Raw genomic sequence first — 21,285 nt, 5'->3', positions numbered from 1 at the left:
GGGAGCGTGGTGCATCTACTTCCGCTGTCCCCGAGTCAGCGGGGCCTGTGGTTCGCGCAGCAACTGAATCCCGACATACCGTTCACCACGGCGCAATACGTCGAGTTCCGTGGCGATCTCGACGCGGACCTGGTTCGGGACGCCTGTAATCAGGCTGCGCGCGAGGTCGAGTCGGGCACTGTCGTGCTCGTCGAACAGGACGGCAAGCCGTTCCAGAAGGTCGTCGCCGATATCGAGGACGCGCCGCGTTATCTGGACCTGCGGTCCGAGAAGGACCCGGAAGCTGCAGCTCATCGCTGGATGACCGAGCAGTACACGAAGCCCCTCGACCTGCTGAGCGACCGGCTCATCGCCACCACCGTGCTGCGCATCGCGGACGACCGCTACTTCCTGTCGAGCTACGTCCACCACATCGCGCTCGACGGCCAGGGCGCGGTCAACATGCTCAACCGCGCCGCCGAGTTGTATTCGGCGTGGGTCTCGGGCTCCGAGGCGCCGCCGCTCAAGGCGATGCCGATTGCCGACATTCTCGAAGTCGAGGCCGCCTATGTGGGCTCGAAGCGCCAGGACACCGACCGACAGCACTGGCTCGAGCGCCTCGCCGACCTGCCCGAATCCGTGTCGTTCGTCGATCACGAGGCACCTCTCGGGGTGCCGGCGCGCCGAGCGAACTCCGAACTCGACGCCGACACGGCTGCCGCGGTCTCGTCGCTCGCCCACGACGCGAACTCCACCGACGTGCCGATCGTCCTCGCGGCGTTCGGCGCGTTCCTCGCTCGGACGACGGGCGTGGTCGATGTCGTACTCAGCCTGCCCGTCTCCGCTCGCACCACCGCCGCGCTGCGTCGGTCCGCTGGTGTTCTCGCCAACGTCGTGCCGTTGCGCCTATGCGTGGATCCTGCAACCACACCCGTCGAGCTCATCCGCGACGTGCAGGTGGAACTGAGCAGCACCCTGCGCCACCAGCGGTATCGGTACGAAGACATGCTCGCGGATCTGCGCAGTCTCGGCCGCTCCCGCGACGAGGCGGCGAGCCCGTTCGGCCCCACCGTCAACCTGATGATGTTCCATCCCGAGATCGCCTTCGGCGACGTGACGGGGGAGTACCACCACCAGTCCAGCGGTCCGATCGACGACCTCGCCGTCAACGTCTACCCGGGCGTCGCCGGCCGCACGATGCGCGTCGACTTCGAGGCCAACCCCAATCTCTACAGCGACGAGCACCTCTCGTCGCTGCACAGCCGTTTCCGCGGCTTCCTGAAGGAATTCGTGCAGAACGCGGGCGTCGCGGTGGGCGATCTCGCCCTCGCCGACCCGGCCGAACTCGACGGCCTGGCTCCCGCCCGCGGACGCACCGCGCCCGAGCCCGAACTGCTGCCCGACGTCCTCACCCGCCACGCCGCGAGCGACACCGTCGCCGTCGTGGACGGAAACGACAGCATCACCTACCGCGAACTCGACGCTCGCTCCGATGCGCTCGCTCATGCGCTGGTCGCGGCCGGTGCCGGCCCCGAAGAGCGCGTCGCGGTGCTGCTGCCTCGCTCGATCGATTCGGTGGTCGCGCTGTGGGCCGTCGCCAAGACGGGTGCCGCCTACACCCCGCTCGATCCCGAGCTTCCCGCCCGTCGCCTCGAGCAGGTGCTGCGCGACGTGCGGATCGCCGTCGCCCACGACCACCCGGCGCTGCCCGAGCACGTCACCCGCATCGCGCCGCCCACCGACGGTTCCGGCGAGACCTTCACGGCCGAGCATCGCCTGCGGCCGCTGCATGTCGACAACACGGCGTGGGTCATCCACACCTCTGGTTCCACCGGCACCCCGAAGGCCGTCGCGGTGGGCCACCGCGGTGTGTCGGCGCTCGTGTCGACGTTGCGCGATCGCTACCGTGCCGACGAGACGTCGCGGGTGCTGCACCTCGCATCGCCGTCCTTCGACGCGTCGCTGCAGGAACTGTTCCTGGCATTCGACTCCGGTGCCACCCTGGTGATCTGCCCGCCCGATGCTGTCGGCGGACCGGCGCTGGCAACCCTGCTGCGCAGCGAAGCCGTCACCCACGCGATCACCGCACCGGCGATCCTCGCCGTCACCCCCGACGACAGCCTGCCCGACCTGCAGGTTCTCGACGCCGGTGGCGAAGCACTTCCGCAGGCCGTGGCCGATCGCTGGTCCACCGGCCGCACCATGCTCAACGCCTACGGGCCCACCGAGACCACGATTCTCGCGACCCTCAGCGACCCGCTACAGCCCGGCGCGGGCGTGCCCATCGGCCGGCCGATCGACGGCACCACCGCCGTCGTCCTCGACTCGCGTCTGCATCCTGTGCCCGCCGGCGTGATCGGCGAGTTGTATCTCGGGGGCCCGGGCGTCGCGCGCGGTTACCTCGGTGCCCCGGCCCTCACCACCGAACGCTTCGTCGCCTCACCGTTCGGTGGGCGCATGTACCGCACGGGCGACCGCGCCCGCTGGACCACCGACGGTCACCTCGAATTCCTCGGCCGCGCCGACCAGCAGGTGAAGATCCGCGGCTACCGCATCGAACTCGGCGAGATCGAAGCCGCGCTTATCGCCTTCGACGAGGTGCAGGCCGCGACCGTCACCGTCCACGGTGAGCACATCGCCGCCTACGTCGTGGGCGACGTCGACCCCGCCGACCTCACCGTCCGCCTCGCCGACGAACTACCCACCTATCTGCGTCCGTCGTCGATCACCGTGCTCGAGGCGCTGCCCCTCACGCCGGGCGGCAAGGTCGACCGGCGCGCGCTGCCCGCACCCGAGCGTGCCGTGGCCGTCGGATCGCGGCCGCCCCACGGCCCGACCGAGAAGATCGTCGCCGAGCTGTTCGCCGAACTCACCGGCATCGACGACATCGGAGCCGACGACGACTTCTTCGCGCTCGGCGGTCACTCGCTCGGCGCCGCGCAACTCGCCGCCCGTCTCGGTGCCGCGCTGGGCCGCGACGTGCAGTTGCGCGACGTGTTCGCCCACCCGACCGTCGCCCGACTGGCGGCAGCCGCGGCGAAGCGACCCGAATCGGAATCGCGACCCGTCGCCACCCCCGACACAGGACCGTCACCGCTCGCCCCCGCGCAGCGCCGACTGTTCCTGCTCGCCCGGGCACACGGTGATCCCGCCGCCTACCACCTGCCGTTCGCGTTGCACCTCGACGGCGCCCTCGACCTCCCGGCGCTGCAGGCCGCGGTGGTGGACGTCCTCGACCGGCACGAAACCCTCCGCACGCTGTTCCGCCTCGAGCTCGACGGCCCGGTGCAGGACGTGCTGCCGCTCGACCGTGCCGTCGCCGGTCTCGCACTCGAACCCGAAACGGCCGAGGGCGATGTCGAAGCGCTCATCACCGAGTGGGCGGCCGAACCGTTCGACCTCACCGCGCAGATCCCGTTCCGCATCCGCCTGCTGCGACTCGCCGACGACAAGCACGTGCTCGCCGTCGTCGCCCACCACATCGCGCTCGACGGTGCGTCGTTCGTGCCGCTCACCGCCGACGTCGCCACCGCCTACCTCGCCCGCACGGCAGGGGAGGCGCCCGTCTGGACGCCGCTGCCGCTGCACTACCGGCACTACGCGCAGTGGCATCTCGATCGTCTCGGCGATCCGGCGGCGCCCGACACCCGCGCCGGTCGCGAGATCGACTACTGGACCCGCACACTCGACGGTCTCGCCGACGCGGCGCCGCTGCCCACCGACCGCCCCCGCAACGGCGGCTTCGGTCCCGCTGCGGCCGTGGACTTCACGGTGCCCGCCGACCAGGTCGCGGCGCTGCGGTCCGTCGCCGCCGCGCACGACGCCACCACCTTCATGGCCGTGCACGCCGCCGTCGCCGTGTGGCTCGCTGCCTGGACGTCCGGGCACGACATCGCCATCGGCACCGGAACGGCCGGTCGCGACCATCCCGACCTCGACGCACTCGTCGGCATGTTCGTCGGTACCGTCACCCTACGGACGAATGTCGACCCGGCCCAGCCGTTCACGTCGCTGCTCGCGCAGGCCCGCGACACCGACCTCGACGCCTTCGCGCACGCCACCGTGCCCTTCGACTACGTCGTCGACGCCCTCGGCTTCTCGCCCTTCCACGTCATGCTCGCCTACGACAACGTGGACGTGCCCGACCTCGAACTGCCCGGCCTCACGGTGCGGCCGCAGGAGATCGCCTCGTCGCAGGCGCGATTCGACCTCGAGATCTCGCTGCGCGAACTGCGCGACGGATCGCTCACCGGCCGTCTCGTCTACGACACGAAGCTGTTCGACGACGACACCATCGGCCGCTGGGTGACCCGCCTGAGCGGAGTGCTCGAGCAGGTCGCGCAGCATCCGTCGCTGCCCGTCGGCGACCTGGATCTCGGCACCCTCTCCGTCGAGCCGGCCGAACCCGGCCCGGAAGCGACCTTCGCCGAGATCGTCGACCGATCGCCGGCCTGCGTGACCGAGCCCGGTGGACAGGCCATCGAGATCCGCACGGCGGCACGCCCGCTCGCGTGGACGCTGATCGAGCGGGGTATCGGGACGGAAGACCGTGTGGCCGTCGTGCTCTCGCGGTCGACGCGTTCGGTGCTCGCCGCCGCGGCCGTCGCCCTGAGCGGCGCGGCCTTCGTGCCTGTCGACCCCAACCAGCCCGCCGCGCGCATCGCCCAGCTGCTCGGCGCATCCGGCGCGCGGTACGCGATCGTCGACGGCGATGTCGCGCTGCCCGACGGGGTCGAGCCGATCGCCTTCACCGTCGAGGGCGACACCCGCCCGATCACCGACGCGGATCGAGTGCGGCCGCTGCACGTCGACAACACTGCTTACGTTGTCTACACCTCGGGCTCCACCGGCCGGCCCAAGGGCGTGGTGGTCTCGCATCGCGGACTCGGCCCGCTCGCACAGTCGTTCGTCGAGCGCTTCGACCTGCCCACCATCTCGGACACCGCAACCGAAGCACGGGTGCTGCACTTCGCAACCCCTGCCTTCGACGGCGCGGTGCTCGAATACGTCCTGGCACTCACCTCCGGCGGCACACTGGTGGTCGCGCCCGCCGACCTGTTCGGCGGCGACGAACTCGTGGAACTGCTTCGCACCGAAGGCATCACCCACTGGTTCTCGACGCCCTCGGTGCCCACCCAGCTCGACCCCACCGGACTCGACGCCCTGCGCACCATCGCGATCGGCGGCGAGGCATGGCCGGTCGAGACCGCCGAACGCTGGGCACCCGGCCGCACTCTCCTCAACGTCTACGGACCCACCGAGACGACGGTGCTCGCCACGTCGAGCGAACCCTTCGAACCCGGCGACCGGCTCACCATCGGCACCGGCCTCGTCGGCGTCACCGCAGTGGTGCTCAGCGAACGCCTGCGCCCCGTGCCCGAAGGCGTGACCGGCGAGCTGTATCTCGGGGGACAGGGCGTCGCCCGCGGCTACCTCGACGCTCCCGCGCTCACCGCCGACCGGTTCGTCGCCAACCCGTACGGCACCGGACGCCTCTACCGCACAGGCGATCTCGTCCGCTGGACGGGACACGACGACGACCGCGCTCTCGAGTTCGTCGGCCGCAGCGACCACCAGGTCAAGATCCGCGGCTTCCGCATCGAACTCGGCGAGATCGACGCGACCCTGCAGACCCACCCGGGCATCGGCACCGCCGTGACCGTGGTGCGCGGCGACACCCTCGCCACCTACGTGCACAGCCGCAACGGCCGCCTCGACCCGCACGAGATCCGCGAATGGGCCGCCGAGCGTCTGCCCCGGCACATGGTGCCCGCGACCGTCACCGTGCTCGACGCGTTCCCGCTCACCAGCACCGGCAAGATCGACCGCGCCGCGCTGCCCGAGCCTGAGGTCACCGCGACCCGCACCGACGGATATCGCAGCGCCACCGAAGAACTCGTCGCCGGCGTCGTCGCTGACCTGCTCGACCTGCCGAGCGTCGCCGGATCCGACGACTTCTTCGCCGTCGGCGGCAACTCGCTGCTCGCGACCCAGCTCGCCGCGCGCCTGCGGGGAGTCGCGGGGCGCCGGGTGGGTGTGCGCGACATCTTCGAGCACCCCACCGTCGCCGAACTCGCGAACCTGCTCGCCGAGGAACCCACCGGTGAGCACCTGCCGCTCGTGCACGTCGAAGACGACAGCGATGCCCCGCTCGCACCGGCGCAGCAGCGCATGTGGCTGCTCAACCGGTTCGACGTGGCCGACGGCATCGACGGTGGCGACCACATCGCCTTCGCGCTCGACCTCGACGCCGACACCGACCTCGACGCCGTGCGCGCGGCCACCGCCACCGTGCTGTCTCGCCACGACTCGCTGCGCACGGTCTTCCCCGACAGCCCGTCCGGCCCGCGCCAGCACGTGCTGTCGTCGGTGACGTTCGACCTCGAGCCCGTCGACGCCGGCACCGACCTCGATGCGGAGCTGACCGAATTCGCTCGCGCGCGTTTCGATCTCACCGTCAACCCGCCGATCCGCACCCGGTTGTACCGGACGGACTCCGGCTACGTGCTCGCCGTGGTGATCGACCACATCGCCGCCGACGGCCTGTCGCTGCTGCCGCTCGGACGCGACGCCGTCGCCGCCTACCGCGCCCACCGCGACGGGGAGACGCCCGAACTGTCGGCACCGGCGGTCACCTACCGCGACTACGCGCGCTGGCACCGGGCCGTGCTCGGCGACGAGAACGACGCCGACAGCCTCGCGGCCCGGCAGCTCGCCTTCTGGAAGCAGACCCTCGACGACGCGTCGCCGCTGCTTGCGCTGCCCACCGATCGTCCCCGCAGCGCGGCGACCACCGGTACCGCGGGTCGTGCGAGCTTCACGATCCCCGCCGAACTGCACGCCGCGATCGACAAGCTCGCTCGGGCCCACGACGTCACGCCGTTCATGGTGATGCACGCGGCCTTCGCGACGCTGTTGTCGGCACTCGCCGCCACCGACGACGTCACGATCGGCACACCGGTCTCCGGACGCAGCGACGCCGCGGTCGACGACGTGGTGGGCATGTTCGTCGGCACCGTGCCGCTGCGGTTGCGGGTGCATCCGCGCCGCACCTTCGCCGACCTGCTCGCCGACACCCGCCGCGCCGACCTCGACGCCTTCGCCCACGCCGACGTGCCGTTCGATCGCATCGTCGACGCGGTAGGTGCCGGCACCGACGCACATCACCCGTTGTTCCAGGTCATCCTGGCGTACGAGTCGTTCTCGCTCGACGAGTTCACGCTGCCCGGCAGCTCCAGGACCATCCGCGAGATCCCCGTGGGCACGGCCCGCGTCGACCTCGAACTGACCGTCCGCGAACGCCGTTCCGAGACCGGTGTGCCCGCCGGTTTGGAAACGATCCTTACGTACGCGGACGAACTTTTGGATTCGCACACGATTGTGCAGTGGCAGTCGTGGTTCGTGCGTATCCTCGATGCCGTTACCGCCGACCCGGCTGTGTCGGTCGGCGGTATCGAGTTGGGCGACGCCGACCTCACCCCCGTCGGCGTCGCGCAACAACTTTCGGCAGAGTCGCTGCCCGAGCTGGTCGCGCAACGCGTGGCCGACGATCCGGCGGCCGTCGCCGTGGTGGGGGACGGGTACTCCCTCAGCTACGGCGCGCTGTGGTCGCGCTCGGGCGCGCTCGCCAAACTCCTCCGCGAACGCGGCGTCACCGCCGAGGACGTCGTCGCCGTCGCACTGCCGCGGACCCCCGACCTCGTCGTCGCGATCCTCGCCGTCTCCCGCGCCGGCGGCATCTACCTGCCCGTCGACGTCACGCATCCCGCGACGCGCCTGCAGGCCCTGTTCGACGACGCGCAGCCCTCGCTGGTCGTCACCGACAGCGAGTTCACCGACGTCCGCGTGCCGACGCTGCGACTCGACGATCCGGAGGTGGCCGGCCGTCTCGACGACGGCGCCCTGTTCGACTTCCCGCTCGTCGCGGATCTCGGCGCCTACGTCGTCTACACGTCCGGTTCCACCGGAACCCCCAAGGGCGTGCAGGTCACGCACCGCAACGTGCTGTCGCTGCTTGCCGCGACCGTCGACGAGTTCGGACTGTGCGCCGACGACGTGTGGACGCTGTTCCACTCGCCGGCCTTCGACTTCTCGGTGTGGGAGATGTGGGCACCGCTGGCCACCGGCGCGTCTGTCGTGGTGGTCGATCACCTCACCGTGCGCGACCCGGCGGCCTTCGTGGACGTGCTCACGAGCAATCGGGTGACGGTGCTCAACCAGACCCCCACGGCCTTCTACCAGCTCGCCGCCGCCGATCACGCGCCGCTCGAGGACCTGCGGCTGCTGATCTTCGGCGGCGAAGCCCTCGACCCCGCGCGGGTGCGCCCGTGGGCCGAGCGTCATCCGCATGTGCGGGTGGTCAACATGTTCGGCATCACCGAGACCACCGTGCACGTGACCTTCGGCGACGCCGCCGCGACCGGCATCGGTGCGCCGCTGCCCGGTCTCGCCGTGGACGTGCTCGATTCGTCGCTGCGACCCGCACTGCCCGGGGCGATCGGCGAACTGTACGTGCGCGGAGACCAACTCGCGCGCGGCTACCGCGGACGTCCCGGCCAGACCGCGACCCGCTTCGTCGCCGCCCCCGGTGGCACCCGCCGCTACCGCACCGGCGACCTCGGCCGCCGCGACACCAGCGGTGCCCTGCACTATCTCGGTCGCGCCGACCAGCAGATCGAACTGCGCGGCTACCGCATCGAACCGGGCGAGGTCGAAGCCGCCCTGCTGCGCAGCGAAGGCGTACGCCAGGCCGTCGTGCTGCTGCGCGACGACCGCCTCGTCGCCTACCTCGTCGGCGGCGATGCCACCGCGGCCCTGCGCGACCTGCGCCGCAGCCTGCCCGACCACCTCGTCCCGTCGGCCGCCGTGGTCCTCGACGCGCTGCCGCTCACCGCCAACGGCAAACTCGACCGCGCCGCGCTGCCCACCCCCGACGTCACCGCCGGCGGGGGAGCGGCACCGCACGGACCGGTCGAAGAACTCGTCGCGGACGTGTGCGCCGAACTGCTCGGCATCGCCCCCGGCACCCTCGGCGCCGACGACGACTTCTTCCACCTCGGCGGCAACTCGCTGCTCGCCACGCGCCTCGCCGGTCGCCTGTCGGACGTACTCGACACCGACGTCACCGTGCGCGACGTCTTCGAGAACCGCACCGTCGCAGCGCTCGCCGCCTTCGTCGACGAGAACAGTGAGACCCGCTCGCGCCGCGCACCTCTCGTCGCCGACCCCGACGCGCCCGCCCCGCTGTCGGCGGCGCAGCAGCGCCTGTGGTTCATCAACCGCTTCGACCCGGCGTCCCCGAGCTACAACCTGCCCTTCGCGGTGCGGCTCGACGGGAACCTCGACCTCGACGCCCTCACCGCCGCCGTGACCGACGTGCTCGAACGGCACCGCACGCTGCGTACCGTCTACCCGGCCGCCGACGAGTACACCGTGCTGCCCGCCGCACGCCCCGATCTCGACCCGGTGGCCGTGCCGGAGGACGCCCTCGACGAGTTCGTCCGCGACTACGCCACCACCGGATTCGATCTCACCGTCGAACCCCCGGCCCGCATGCGCCTGTACCGGACGGCACCCGACCGGCACGTGCTGCTCGTCGTCCTGCACCACATCGCGGCCGACGGCTGGTCGCTCACGCCGCTGCTGCGCGATATCGCCGTCGCCTACGACGCCCGCCTCACCGGCGCGACCCCCGAACTCCCCGCGCTGCCCGTCCAGTACACCGACTACGCGCGGTGGCAGCGCAGCGTCGCCGACGAGCAGATCCCGTACTGGCTGGGCGAACTCGCCGAGTTGCCCGACGAGGTGACCCTGCCCGGTGACCGCCCGCGACCCGCGCAGCCCACCGGACACGGTGCCGCCCACACCGTCTCGCTCGACGCCGACCTCGTCCGCGGACTGCACACGCTGGCCCGTGAGGGTCGCGCGACGGTGTTCATGGTGCTGCACGCCGCACTCGCGGCGCTGCTCGCGCGCCACGGTGCCGGTCGTGACATCCCCATCGGCACCGCCGTCTCCGGTCGCGGCGACCCGCAGCTCGACGACGTCGTCGGCATGTTCGCCGGCACCCTCGTGCTGCGCACCGACGTCGACCCCGACGCCCCCTTCACCGACCTGCTCGCGCAGGTGCACCGCCGCGACCTCGCCGCCTACAGCAACCCCGACGCACCGTTCGAGACGCTCGTCGAGAAGCTGCAGCCCGCCCGCAGCGAAGCGCGCCATCCGCTGTTCCAGGTGGCGCTGTCGCAGGCACGACCCGTCGCGTCGACCTTCGCGTTGCCGGGGCTCAACGTCACCGCCGCACCCGTCGACACCGAGACGGTCAACGTCGACGTGCAGGTCACCGTCACCGAACAGCAGGACGGCATCGACCTCGAATTCTTCTACAGCACAGACCTGTACGACGCCGACACCGTCGCCGCCTACGCCGACCGTCTGCGTGCGATCCTCAGCGCGGCCGCAGCCGATCCGGACGTGCGGGTCGGTGAGATCGACCTGCACGGCGACGTCGATTTACCCACCGTCGGCGCCACACCGGGTGCATCCCGGTCGCTGCGGCAGTGGCTCGCGCAGGGTGCGGCCGCCGGTGGCGAGGAACTCGCGATCGTGGACGGCGACCGCGAACTGTCGTATCCCGAACTGCTGTACTACGCCGACGCTCTCGCCGCGCGCCTCCAGCTCGTCGGAGTGCGCCCGGGCGATCCGGTCGCGTGCGCCTACCCGCGTTCGCTCGAATCGGTGGTCGCCGTGTGGGGCATCATCGGCGCCGGCGCCGCACCGATGCTCGTCGACCCCACCGCCCCCACCGCGCGCCTGGCCGAGATGCTCGCCGACGTGCATGTGGGAGTCGGTGAAGCGCCGACACTTCCGGCGACCGTGCGGTGGCTCGAGGTGACCTCCGACGACGAGGAACCGCTCGCCGACGTCGTCGATCCCGCACCCGACGCCCCCGCCTACTTCGTCTTCACCTCCGGCACCACCGGACACCCCAAGGCCGTCACCGTCACCCAGCGCGCCGCGAGCGCGTTCGCCGAGGACATCGGCGAATACCTCGCAGCCTTCCCGGGCGATCGCGTCCTGCACGTCGCGGCACCGTCGTTCGACGCCGCGATGCTCGAGATGCTCACCGCCGGCATCTCCGGCGCGACGCTCGTGGTGGCCGACGCCGACAGCTACGGTGGCGCTGCCCTCGGCGACCTGCTCGACAGTGCCGCGATCACCCACGCGGTGATGACGCCGTCGACGCTCGCGACCGTGCCGGTGCGCGACCTGCCGGCCCTGCGCACCCTCGTGCTCGGCGGCGACCGGCTCACCCGCGAGATCGTCGACCGCTGGGGAGACGGGCGCACCCTCGTCAACAGCTACGGCCCGGCCGAGGCCACGATGTTCGTCACCAACTCGCAGCCGCTGCGACCCGGCGACGACATCGTCATCGGCACCCCGGTCCGCGGCGTCACCGTCGAGGTCCTCGACGAGCGCCTGCGTCCCGTGCCCGCCGGCGTGGTCGGCGAACTGTACGTCTCGGGACCGCGACTCGCGTCGGGCTACCGCGCCGCCGCCGCGCGTACCGCGGCGCGGTTCGTTGCCGGACCCGACGGCCGCCGCTACCGCACCGGCGACCTCGTGCGCTGGACCCGTGCCGGTGCCCTCGAATTCGTCGGCCGCAGCGACAACCAGATCAAGTTGCGCGGTGTGCGCATCGAACCCGGCGAGATCGATACCGCCCTTACCGCGCTCGACGGCGTCGACCGGGCCGTGACGCTCGTGCGCAGCGGTCGTCTCGTCTCCTACGTCACCGGTGAGAACCTCGACGGCAACAACCTGGACGACACAGACCTGCGAGCCCAGCTGCGCACCGTTCTGCCCGCGCACCTCGTGCCCACCGCGATCGTGCCGCTGGCCGCCATCCCACTCACCTCCCACGGCAAGATCGACGCCGCCGCACTGCCCGAACCCGCAGCCGGGGAAGGCAGCGAACCCCGCACGGAGACCGAAGCGCTCGTCGCCCGCATCATCGGCGACGTCCTCGGCGGCGGCACCGCGGTGGGACGCACCGACGACTTCTTCGCCGTCGGCGGCAACTCGCTGCTCGCCACCGTCCTCGTCGGACGCCTGCGCGACGAGACCGGCACCGACGTGCCGCTGCGCACCGTCTTCGCGAACCCCACCGTCGACGCACTCGCCGCCGCCCTCGACGCCGGTGGTTTCGACACCGACGCCGGACCCGTCGCCGTGTCGCCGCGACCGGAACGGATCCCGCTCAGCCGCGCCCAGCGTCGCCTGTGGGGACTGAGTTCGCTCGCCCCCGATGCCTACCGGCTGCGCAGCGAGGTCAACCTGAGCGGACCGCTCGACCTCGGTGCCCTGCAGGCCGCCCTCGGCGACGTCGCGCTGCGCCACGAGATCCTGCGCACCGACTACATCGTCGACGGCGACGGCGTGTACCAGCAGGTCCACGAGGCGCCGCGCAGCGACCGGTGGCGCGTGCGACTCGAACGCACCGGCCCCGACCAGCACGTGCTGCACCTCGACGTCGACCATTCGATCGCCGACGGCACGTCGTTGAAGCCGCTGCTGCGCGACCTCACCATCGCCTATCTCGCCCGCGTGAACGGTGCGGCCCCGCAGTGGGAACCGCTGCCGCTGCAGTACGCCGACTACGCCCTGTGGGAAGCCGAACGCGGCATCCCCGAACGCGACCTCGAGCACTGGCGGCGCGCCCTCGACGGTCTCACCGTCACCGAACTGCCCGCCGACGCCACCGGAACCGACACCGGTGCGCGCAGCGTCGACTTCACGGTTCCCGCCGATGTGCGCGACGCGCTCGCCGATCTCGCCCGCGCCCACGGCGCCACCGAGTTCATGGTGCTGCACGCCGCGCTGTCGGTGCTGCTCGCGCGACTCGGCGGCAGCGACGACATCGCCGTCGCCGCCGTGGTGGGCGGACGTCGCTGGGCGCAGCTCGAAGACCTCGTCGGCCCGTTCCTCGACACCCTCGTGCTGCGCGCCCGCGTGGCCCCCGACATGTCGTTCGCCAGACTGCTCGGCCAGGTCCGCGATTTCGCCGTCGCCGCCTTCGACCACGTTGCCGTGCCCTACGAGCAGCTGCTGTCGGAGCGACAGAGCGGCACACCGCAGGTCGCGCTGGCGTTGCAGGACTTCGGAATCGATCCGATCAGCCTCGGGGAGCTCACGGTCGAGGCCCGCGAAGTCCTCGACGACACACCGAAGTTCGACCTGCAGTTCACGCTCGCCCCACGCCCCGCCGGTTACGCCGGCACGCTCGTGTTCGACGCCGCCCGCTTCGCCGGCCGCACCGCCGAACTGCTCGTCACCCGGTTCGTCGCGCTGCTCGGCAACCTGGCGAGCGCACCCGACACGACCATCGGTGAAATGGCCGTCGACGCCCCGGCCGCTGCCCTCGACGGCGGCGAACCGGCCCCGACCCGCACCCTCGCCGAGATGCTGCGCGCCACCGCCGCCGCGCATCCCGACCGCGAGGCCCTGCGCGGCGACGGCAAATCGCTCACCTACCGCGAACTCGACGAACAGTCCGACGCCCTCGCCGACGAACTGCGGGCCGACGGCGCGCGGGACGGCCGAATCGTGCGCATCGACGCACCGCGCAGCGTCGACTACATCCGCACCCTGTGGGCGATCACCAAGACCGGTGCGGCCTTCACCCATTCGCGGCAGGCAGGGGAGACGTGCCTGCCCGGCACCGCCTACGTCGTGTCCACCTCCGGCTCCACCGGCACCCCGAAGCGGGTCGCGGTGACGCACCGCGGACTCGCCCCGCTCGCCGCCGAAGCCGCCGAGCGCTACCGGGTGGAGCCCGGAGACCGCGTACTGCACGGCTATTCACCCGAGTTCGACGCGGCACTGCTCGAACTGCTGCTCGCCCACACCACCGGCGCGACGCTCGTCGTCGCACCCCCGGACGTCTACGCCGGTCAGGACCTGCACCGCTACCTCGCCGAGCAGCGCATCACTCACTACCTGTCGACGCCCACGGTGCTCGGCACCCTCGACCCCGAGGGACTGCCCGACCTGAAGGTCGTCGCGTCCGGTGGCGAATCGCTGTCGCCGTCGCTCGCGGCGCGCTGGGCCGACGGCCGCGTGATGCTCGACGCCTACGGACCGACCGAGGCCACGATCGTCGCGACCCTCGTCGACATCGAACCCGGCACCCGCCCGAGCATCGGCAGGCCCGTCCCCGGCACCGTCGCCCACGTGCTCGACGCACGCCTGCGGCCCGTGCCGGCCGGCGCGGTCGGCGAGCTGTACCTTGCGGGTGAAGGCCTCGCCGCCGGATATCTCGACGACCCGGCCCGCACCGCCGAACGCTTCGTCGCCGCCCCCGGCGGTGCACGCATGTACCGCACGGGCGACCGCGTCCACCGCCGCGTCGACGACACCCTCGGCTATCTCGGCCGCACCGACCGCCAGCTCAAGGTGCGCGGCGTGCGTATCGAACCCGGCGAACTCGAAGCCACGCTGCTCGCCCAGTCCGGCATCCGGCAGGCCGCGGTGGTCGCGGTGAGCGGCACGCTCGTCGCGTTCGCGGCCGGCCCGGACCTGTCGGCCGACGACATCACCGCGCGACTCGCGCTCGTCGTACCGCCGCATCGCATGCCGACCCGCGTGCACGCGCTCGCCCAGCTGCCCCTCACCCCCAACGGCAAGCTCGACGTCGCCGCGCTCGAACTGCACGACGCCGCCGCACTCGACGACGATGAAGCCCTCGACCGGCCGCTCACCGACGCCGAGGATCTCGTCGTCACCGTCGCCGAGGACGTGCTCGGCGCCCGCCCGGCCGCGCACCGCGGGTTCTTCACCGCCGGTGGTGACTCGCTGTCGGCCGTCGTCTTCGCCGCGCGCCTGAGCGAGGCGTTCGACACCGACGTGCCGGTGCGCGAGGTGCTCGCCGCCCCCACGCTCGCCGCGCTCGCCGCCCGCATCGAATCCGGCGACGACCAGCGCGTCGCGCTGCGGCACTACGACGACGACACCCTGGCACCGATCGCGCCCGCGCAGCGCCGCCTCGGCATCGTCGCGCGCGCCGAGACCGGCACCGCCGGGTATCTCGTGCCGGTCGTGCTGACGCTGAGCGGCAACCTCGACGTCGACGCCCTCGCCGATGCGGTGAGCGATGTCGTCGACCGTCACCGCGTGCTGCGCACCGCCTTCACAGACGACGTCCAGGTGCCCGTCGACCCGCCGGTGCTCGAACACTCCGCGCCGGAAGACGTCGCCGCAGCCGTGACCGCCACGATCACCACGCCCTTCGACATCACCACGCAGGCACCGATGCGGATCCGGTTGTTCGACGTCGAACCCGGCTGCTGGGTACTCGCCGCCGCCGTGCACCACATCGCGTTCGACGGCGCGTCGGTCGGTCCGCTGCTCACCGATCTCGCCGTCGCCTACGCCGCGGGTCGCGGGGGAGAAGCGCCGGTCTTCGAGTCGCTGCCCGTCACCTACGGCGACTACGCGCGCTGGCAGCACGAACTGCTCGGCGACGTCACCGACCCGAGTTCGCTCGCCGCCCGTCAACTCGACTACTGGGCCACCACACTTGCCGGCATCCCCGACGGCCCGCTGCCGTTGCCCGCCGACCGGCCGCGCCCCGCGCAGCCGACGCACCGTGGCGCGCAGATCGTCTCGACGCTCGACGCCGAGACCCACCGTCGCCTCCGGGATGTCGCGCGCAGCCACGACGTCACGGTGTTCATGCTCGTCCACGCGGTGCTCGCCGCGATGCTCGCGCGTCGCAGCGGACGCACCGACATCGCCGTCGGCACCGCGATCGCGGGTCGCCCCGATGCGCGTCTCGACCGGCTCGTCGGCATGTTCGTCGGCACCGTCGTGCTGCGCACCGCCGTCGACCCGTCGCGTCCGTTCACCGATCTGCTGCGTGATGTGCGGGCCACCGACCTCGGCGCGCTCGCGCACGCCGACGTGCCGTTCGACGAGGTCGTCGCGCGCCTCGCGCCGCGGCGCGACCCGTCGTACAGCCCGCTCTTCCAGGTGCTGCTCACGCACCGCGTCGAGGCCGGCGAGGTGCTGCCGCAACTGCCGGACGTGCAGATCGCCGAGACCGACGCCGGGGAACCGGCCGCGCAGTTCGACGTGGTCGTCGAACTCGTCGAGCACGAGGCCGGACTCGACCTGCGCCTGGTCTACGCGACGGATCTGTTCGACGACACCACCGGCGACGCGATGCTCACCGACCTCGTCGCGATGCTCGCCGCCGCCCTCGCCGAACCCGACCGCGCCGTCGGCGATCTCGCCGTGCCGGTGCACGCACCGCTGTCGGCTCCCGCCGTCGCACCGCGCACGCTGCCCGAGATCCTGGAGACTGCCGTCGAGCAGCATCGCGGACGCATCGCGGTGCGCTCCGGCACCGTCGCGTGGACGTACGGCGGACTCGACGCCCGCGCCGACGAGATCGCCTCCGTGCTCGCCTCCCACGGCGTGCGACGCGGCGACCTCGTCGCGATCGCCGTGCCGCGCAGCGAGTACTGGCCGCTCGCCGTCTGGGCGATCACGAAACTCGGTGCGGCATGGGTGTCCGTCGACCTCACCCAGCCCGACGCGCGCAGTGTCGCGATCCTCGCCGACTCCGGTGCTCGCATCGGCCTGACCGTCGGCTACCGCGAACTCGGCCACGTGACGTGGCTCGACCTCACCGCCGACCGCAGCATCGACTTCGACGCCGTCGAACCCCCGCGTCCCGCAGTGACATCCGACGACCTCGCCTACACGATCTATACCTCCGGCACCACGGGTACACCGAAGGGCGTCGACGTCACCCACCGCGGACTCGCGGCGCTGCTCGACGTGCAGACCGATCTGCTCGCACTCGGCCCGGAATCGCGCGTGCTGCAGGTCGCCTCGCACACCTTCGACGCCGCGGTCTTCGAACTGCTCTCCGCCCACGCGCACGGCGGCGCCCTCGTGATCGCCCCCGACCACACCTTCGCCGGGGAACCCCTGCAGGAGCTGATCGTCGACGAGCGCGTCACGCACCTCAACCTCACGCCCACCGTGCTCGGCACCCTCGACCCCGAGGCACTCGAGCCGACGACGATCGTCGCCGCGGGTGAGACCCTGCCCGGTGCACTGGTGGGCCGCTGGTCGCGGCACCGGATCGTCAACGGCTACGGACCCACCGAATTCACCGTCGCCGTCTCGTATTCCGCACCGCTCATGGGTGACGACAAGCCGAGCATCGGCACGCCTGTCGCCGGAGCCACCGCCTACGTGCTCGATTCGCGCCTGCACCCCGTGCCGCGCGGCACCGTCGGCGAGCTCTACGTGACCGGCGACAGCACCGCCCGCGGCTACCGCTACGAATCCGGCCTCACCGCAACCCGATTCGTCGCGAACCCGTTCGACGACGGCGGGTCGCGGCTGTACCGCACGGGCGACCTGGTTCGGATCCAGCCGAACGGGGTACTGGACTACGTGGCCCGCATCGACGACCAGGTGAAGATCCACGGCATCCGCATCGAACCCGCCGAGGTCGACGCCGCGCTGCTGAACCGTCCGGGAGTTGCGGCGGCCGTGACCGTCCCGCATCCGGGACGCGACGGCGACACCGTGCTCGTCTCCTACATCCAGCCCGAGACCGGCACCGCACCCGACATGGCGGCGCTGCGTCGCGCGCTCGTCGCCGACCTGCCGCGTCACCTGCGACCGGCGAGCATCACCGTCGTCGACGCGTTGCCGCTGACGGTGTCCGGCAAGGTCGACCGCGCGGCGCTGCCCGCCCCCGACACCGCGGTCGACGAACCGTATGTGGCGCCGCAGGGTCGCATCGCACAGACCGTCGCCGCGGTGTTCGCCCGCCACCTCGATCTGCCGGTCGACGAGATCTCCGCCGACCGAAGCTTCTTCGACCTCGGTGGCAGTTCCATCGCGGCCGTCACCGTCGCTGGCGAGCTGCGCGACGCGCTCGGCGCCGACGTTCCCGTCGAATGGCTGTTCACCAGCCCGGATCTCGCGTCGCTCGCCGACCGCATCGAACACGGCCGCAGTAATGACGAGCGCGACCCGCGCAGCGACGACGAACGCGACCCGCTCGGCAGCATCGTCGAGATTGCCGGTCGCGGTGACGAGAAGCCGCCGCTGTTCTGCGTGCACCCCATCAGCGGACTCGCATGGATGTACGCCGGGCTCGCACAGCATCTCGACGGCCGCACCCTCTACGGTCTCCAGGCAACGGGCTTCGACGACATTCCGGACAGCATCGGCGAACTCGCCGCGCGGTATGTGGCCGAAATCCGTAAGGTGAGGCCCGATGGTCCCTACCACCTGCTGGGCTGGTCGGTGGGCGGCACCATCGCACACGAGATGGCCGTGCAGCTCCGCGAGCACGGAGAGCAGGTCGGTGCGGTAGTGCTGCTCGACACGCTCACGCCCGAGACTGTGCCTGCCGAGCCCCACCCTGCGGCAGAGAACGTACCCGACATCGCCGGGCTGCCCGAAGAACTCGTCGCCGAGGTCCGGCGCCGCACCGACGCCGCCGCGCAGGCCGTCGAAGATGCGGTGCGCAAGCACACTCTCGGCGAATACGACGGCGACATCGTCCTGGTGGTCGCCGCACCCGATCTCGACCGGCACCCAGATATCGCCGCCACCTGGCAGCGGTATGTGCGCGGTCTCGTCGTCGAACATCCGGTGCCGTTCACGCACTCGGAACTGGCCGATCCGGACGCGGTGCGTGCGATCGGCCCGGTGCTCGACAGCGTGCTCGAGCGCCACGACGACCCCCACACCGCGCCCACCGGGTGCGCACGCAGTGTTACCGCAACGAGGGAGACGCCCTGATGGAAGTACATGATTACCTGCGAATTCTGCAGGCGAGGTGGAAGATCGTCGCCGTCACGACGGTGGTGGCGGTTCTTGCCGCTCTCGGCGCCTCCCTGCTGACCACGCCGCAGTACGAAGCCAAGACACGTCTGTTCGTGTCGACCTCGTCGGGCGCATCGGTGCAGGAGATCTACCAGGGCAACCTGTTCTCGCAGCAGCGAGTCACCTCCTACACCGAACTGCTCGAGGGCACCACCCTCGCGCAGCGCACCCTCGAGAAGCTCGGTCTCGGCGACATGTCGGCCGTCGATCTGGCCGGCAAGGTGACCGCTTCGTCGACTCCCGACACGGTGCTCATCGACACCGCCGTCACCGACGAGTCGCCCGAGCGTGCCCGCGACCTCGCCAACGCGCTGTCGGACGAATTCGTCGTCATGGCACGCGAACTGGAGACCCCGGAGGACGGCGGCCCGCCCACCGCCCGCGTGGTGGTCGAGCAGTACGCAGCCACGCCGTCGTCGCCGGTGACGCCGAAGACCACGCGGAACGTCGCGCTGGGTCTGGCCGTCGGTCTGCTGCTCGGTATCGCCCTTGCGGTGCTGCGTGACCGCCTCGACAACACCATCAAGGACCGCAACGCCGTCGAGGATCTCGCCGGCACCGGTGTGGTGGGTGTGATCCCGCTCGACAAGGCCCGTCACGAAGAGCCGGCGATCGTGTTCGCGGAAGCCAACAGCGGCGACGCCGAGGCCTACCGCGAGATGCGGACCAACCTGCAGTTCCTCGAGGTCGACAACCCGCCGCGCGCGATCGTCGTCACCAGCTCGCTGCCCAGTGAGGGCAAGACCACCACGGCCGTCAACCTGGCTCTGGTGCTCGCCGAGGCCGGTCACTCCGTGGTGCTCGTCGAAGCCGACCTGCGCCGCCCGCGCGTGAGCAAGTACCTCGCCACGCTCGGCGACGCCGGCCTGTCGAACGTGCTCGCGCACACGGCCTCGCTCGAGGACGTGCTCCAGCCGACCCGTTTCGACGGCATGTGGGTGCTCGCTGCGGGCGGTCTGCCGCCCAACCCGTCCGAGCTGCTCGGTTCCGCGCATGCGCGGGAGGTCATCGAGGACCTGCGGTCGCGCTTCGACTACGTCATCATCGACGCACCGCCGCTGCTGCCCGTCACCGACGCGACGATCCTGACGAGCATCGCCGACGGTGCGCTGCTCATCGCGCGTTACGGCAAGACCACCCGCGAGCAGTTCGCGCGGGCCGTCGGCAACCTGCGTGCGATCAACGCGCCCGTGCTCGGCACGATCCTGGCGATGACCCCCACCAAGGGACGCGGCACGGCCTACGAGTACCGCTACTACTACAGCTCCGACAAGGACGGTGCCGCTCCGGCTGCTGCTCCGGCGGCCGCCCAGACGAGCACGCCGGCGACACAGCGTGTCGGTGCACCGGCCCCGACCGCACCGGCCGCCCAGCCTGCCCCGCAGACGCAGGCACCCGTGGAAGGCCCGGCACGGCCGCAGAACGGTCATCGCCACGTCGAGCCGCCGGCCACGCAGGCCTACCCGGCGCCGAGCAACGACGCCTACCACTACCGCGCTGCGGAGCAGTTCCCGCCGGCGCCGCAGCCGGCAACGGAGCGGTACGGCAGCGAGCCCTACCAGGCGCCGCAGGCGTACTCCTCCGCCGAGCCGCTGTCGCGGCCCGTGGTGCACGCACCGCGGCGCCCGGTGAACGACTCAGGATCGGAGAGCGGCGAGGAGAGGTAGCAACAGGTCGGCGATCTCGGATCCGACCGCGACGAACGTCTCCTCGTCGCGGCCGATCGGATCGACGATGTCCTCCGGCCCGGGTGCAGACATCTGCGCCCGGGCCGTCGTCAGTTCTGCGATGGTTCGCGCTCCGGTGGCCTTCTGCAGCCGGGCAGCCTCGCGCAGTGTGAACGTCACCCGCATCCTGCGGGGTGCGAGCTGAATCACCTTGGCGCGATGCTTCTCGCTCATCGTGATGATCATGTCGGAGTCCTCCGCGATCTGCGGGGTGATCCGGCGCGCGGCGAATCCGTCCGGATCGCCTCCGAGCTGCTGCAACACGAGGGCAGCGGTGGGTTCCATGCCGTGACCGACCATCGCCCGGGTGCCGGCACTGTGCGCCGAGAGATCTCCGCGACCTTGTTCGGCCGCGTATGCGGTGGTCAGCCTCTCTGCGGTGGGTGAGCGGCAGATGTTTCCGGTACACACATAGAGAATCCGCATTCGGCGATCCTATGGGAGACGCCGTCAGGGTGCTCGGTCCCCGTATACGTCATCCGAACGGCCCTCGTGACCGGTCGGTAACGTTCTGTACCATCGTCGGTGATTTCGGGCGCCGGGGGAAGCTGAAGCGGCTGGCGCATCCAACGTCGAAGGCGGCTGATGAGTTCTATTCTCGGTGTGACCGTGGGGGAGAGCGCCGTTCGGGTGGTGCGGCCCGTGGATCGAACGACCCCGA

At 71.3% G+C, this 21,285-nt stretch carries 3 protein-coding genes; 2 read left to right on the top strand and 1 reads right to left on the bottom strand.

Features of this window, described 5'->3' with window-relative positions; translation table 11 throughout:
* The first annotated feature begins 6 nt into the window (after positions 1-6).
* Both U9J23_RS19745 and U9J23_RS19740 read left to right on the top strand, forming a co-directional pair.
* Positions 7-18,813 (top strand): non-ribosomal peptide synthetase, encoded by an 18,807-nt coding sequence (locus tag U9J23_RS19745; RefSeq protein WP_326599935.1) that lies wholly within the window; start codon positions 7-9, stop codon positions 18,811-18,813.
* On the top strand, positions 18,813-20,564 hold the full coding sequence (locus tag U9J23_RS19740) for a polysaccharide biosynthesis tyrosine autokinase (protein WP_326599933.1): 1,752 nt from the start codon (positions 18,813-18,815) through the stop codon (positions 20,562-20,564). Before U9J23_RS19745 ends, U9J23_RS19740 begins: the two co-directional genes overlap by 1 nt.
* Here U9J23_RS19740 and U9J23_RS19735 read toward each other — a convergent pair.
* Complete coding sequence (locus tag U9J23_RS19735) at positions 20,535-21,050, bottom strand: arsenate reductase/protein-tyrosine-phosphatase family protein (RefSeq protein ID WP_085469151.1); 516 nt, start codon at positions 21,048-21,050, stop codon at positions 20,535-20,537. The genes U9J23_RS19740 and U9J23_RS19735 overlap by 30 nt on opposite strands.
* Positions 21,051-21,285 lie beyond the last annotated feature (235 nt).

Source organism: Rhodococcus sp. PD04, assembly GCF_035918275.1.
Taxonomy (GTDB): domain Bacteria; phylum Actinomycetota; class Actinomycetes; order Mycobacteriales; family Mycobacteriaceae; genus Rhodococcus; species Rhodococcus rhodochrous.
Note: the sequence above shows the minus strand (reverse complement) of the source record. Positions and strands in the feature narration are given on the sequence as shown.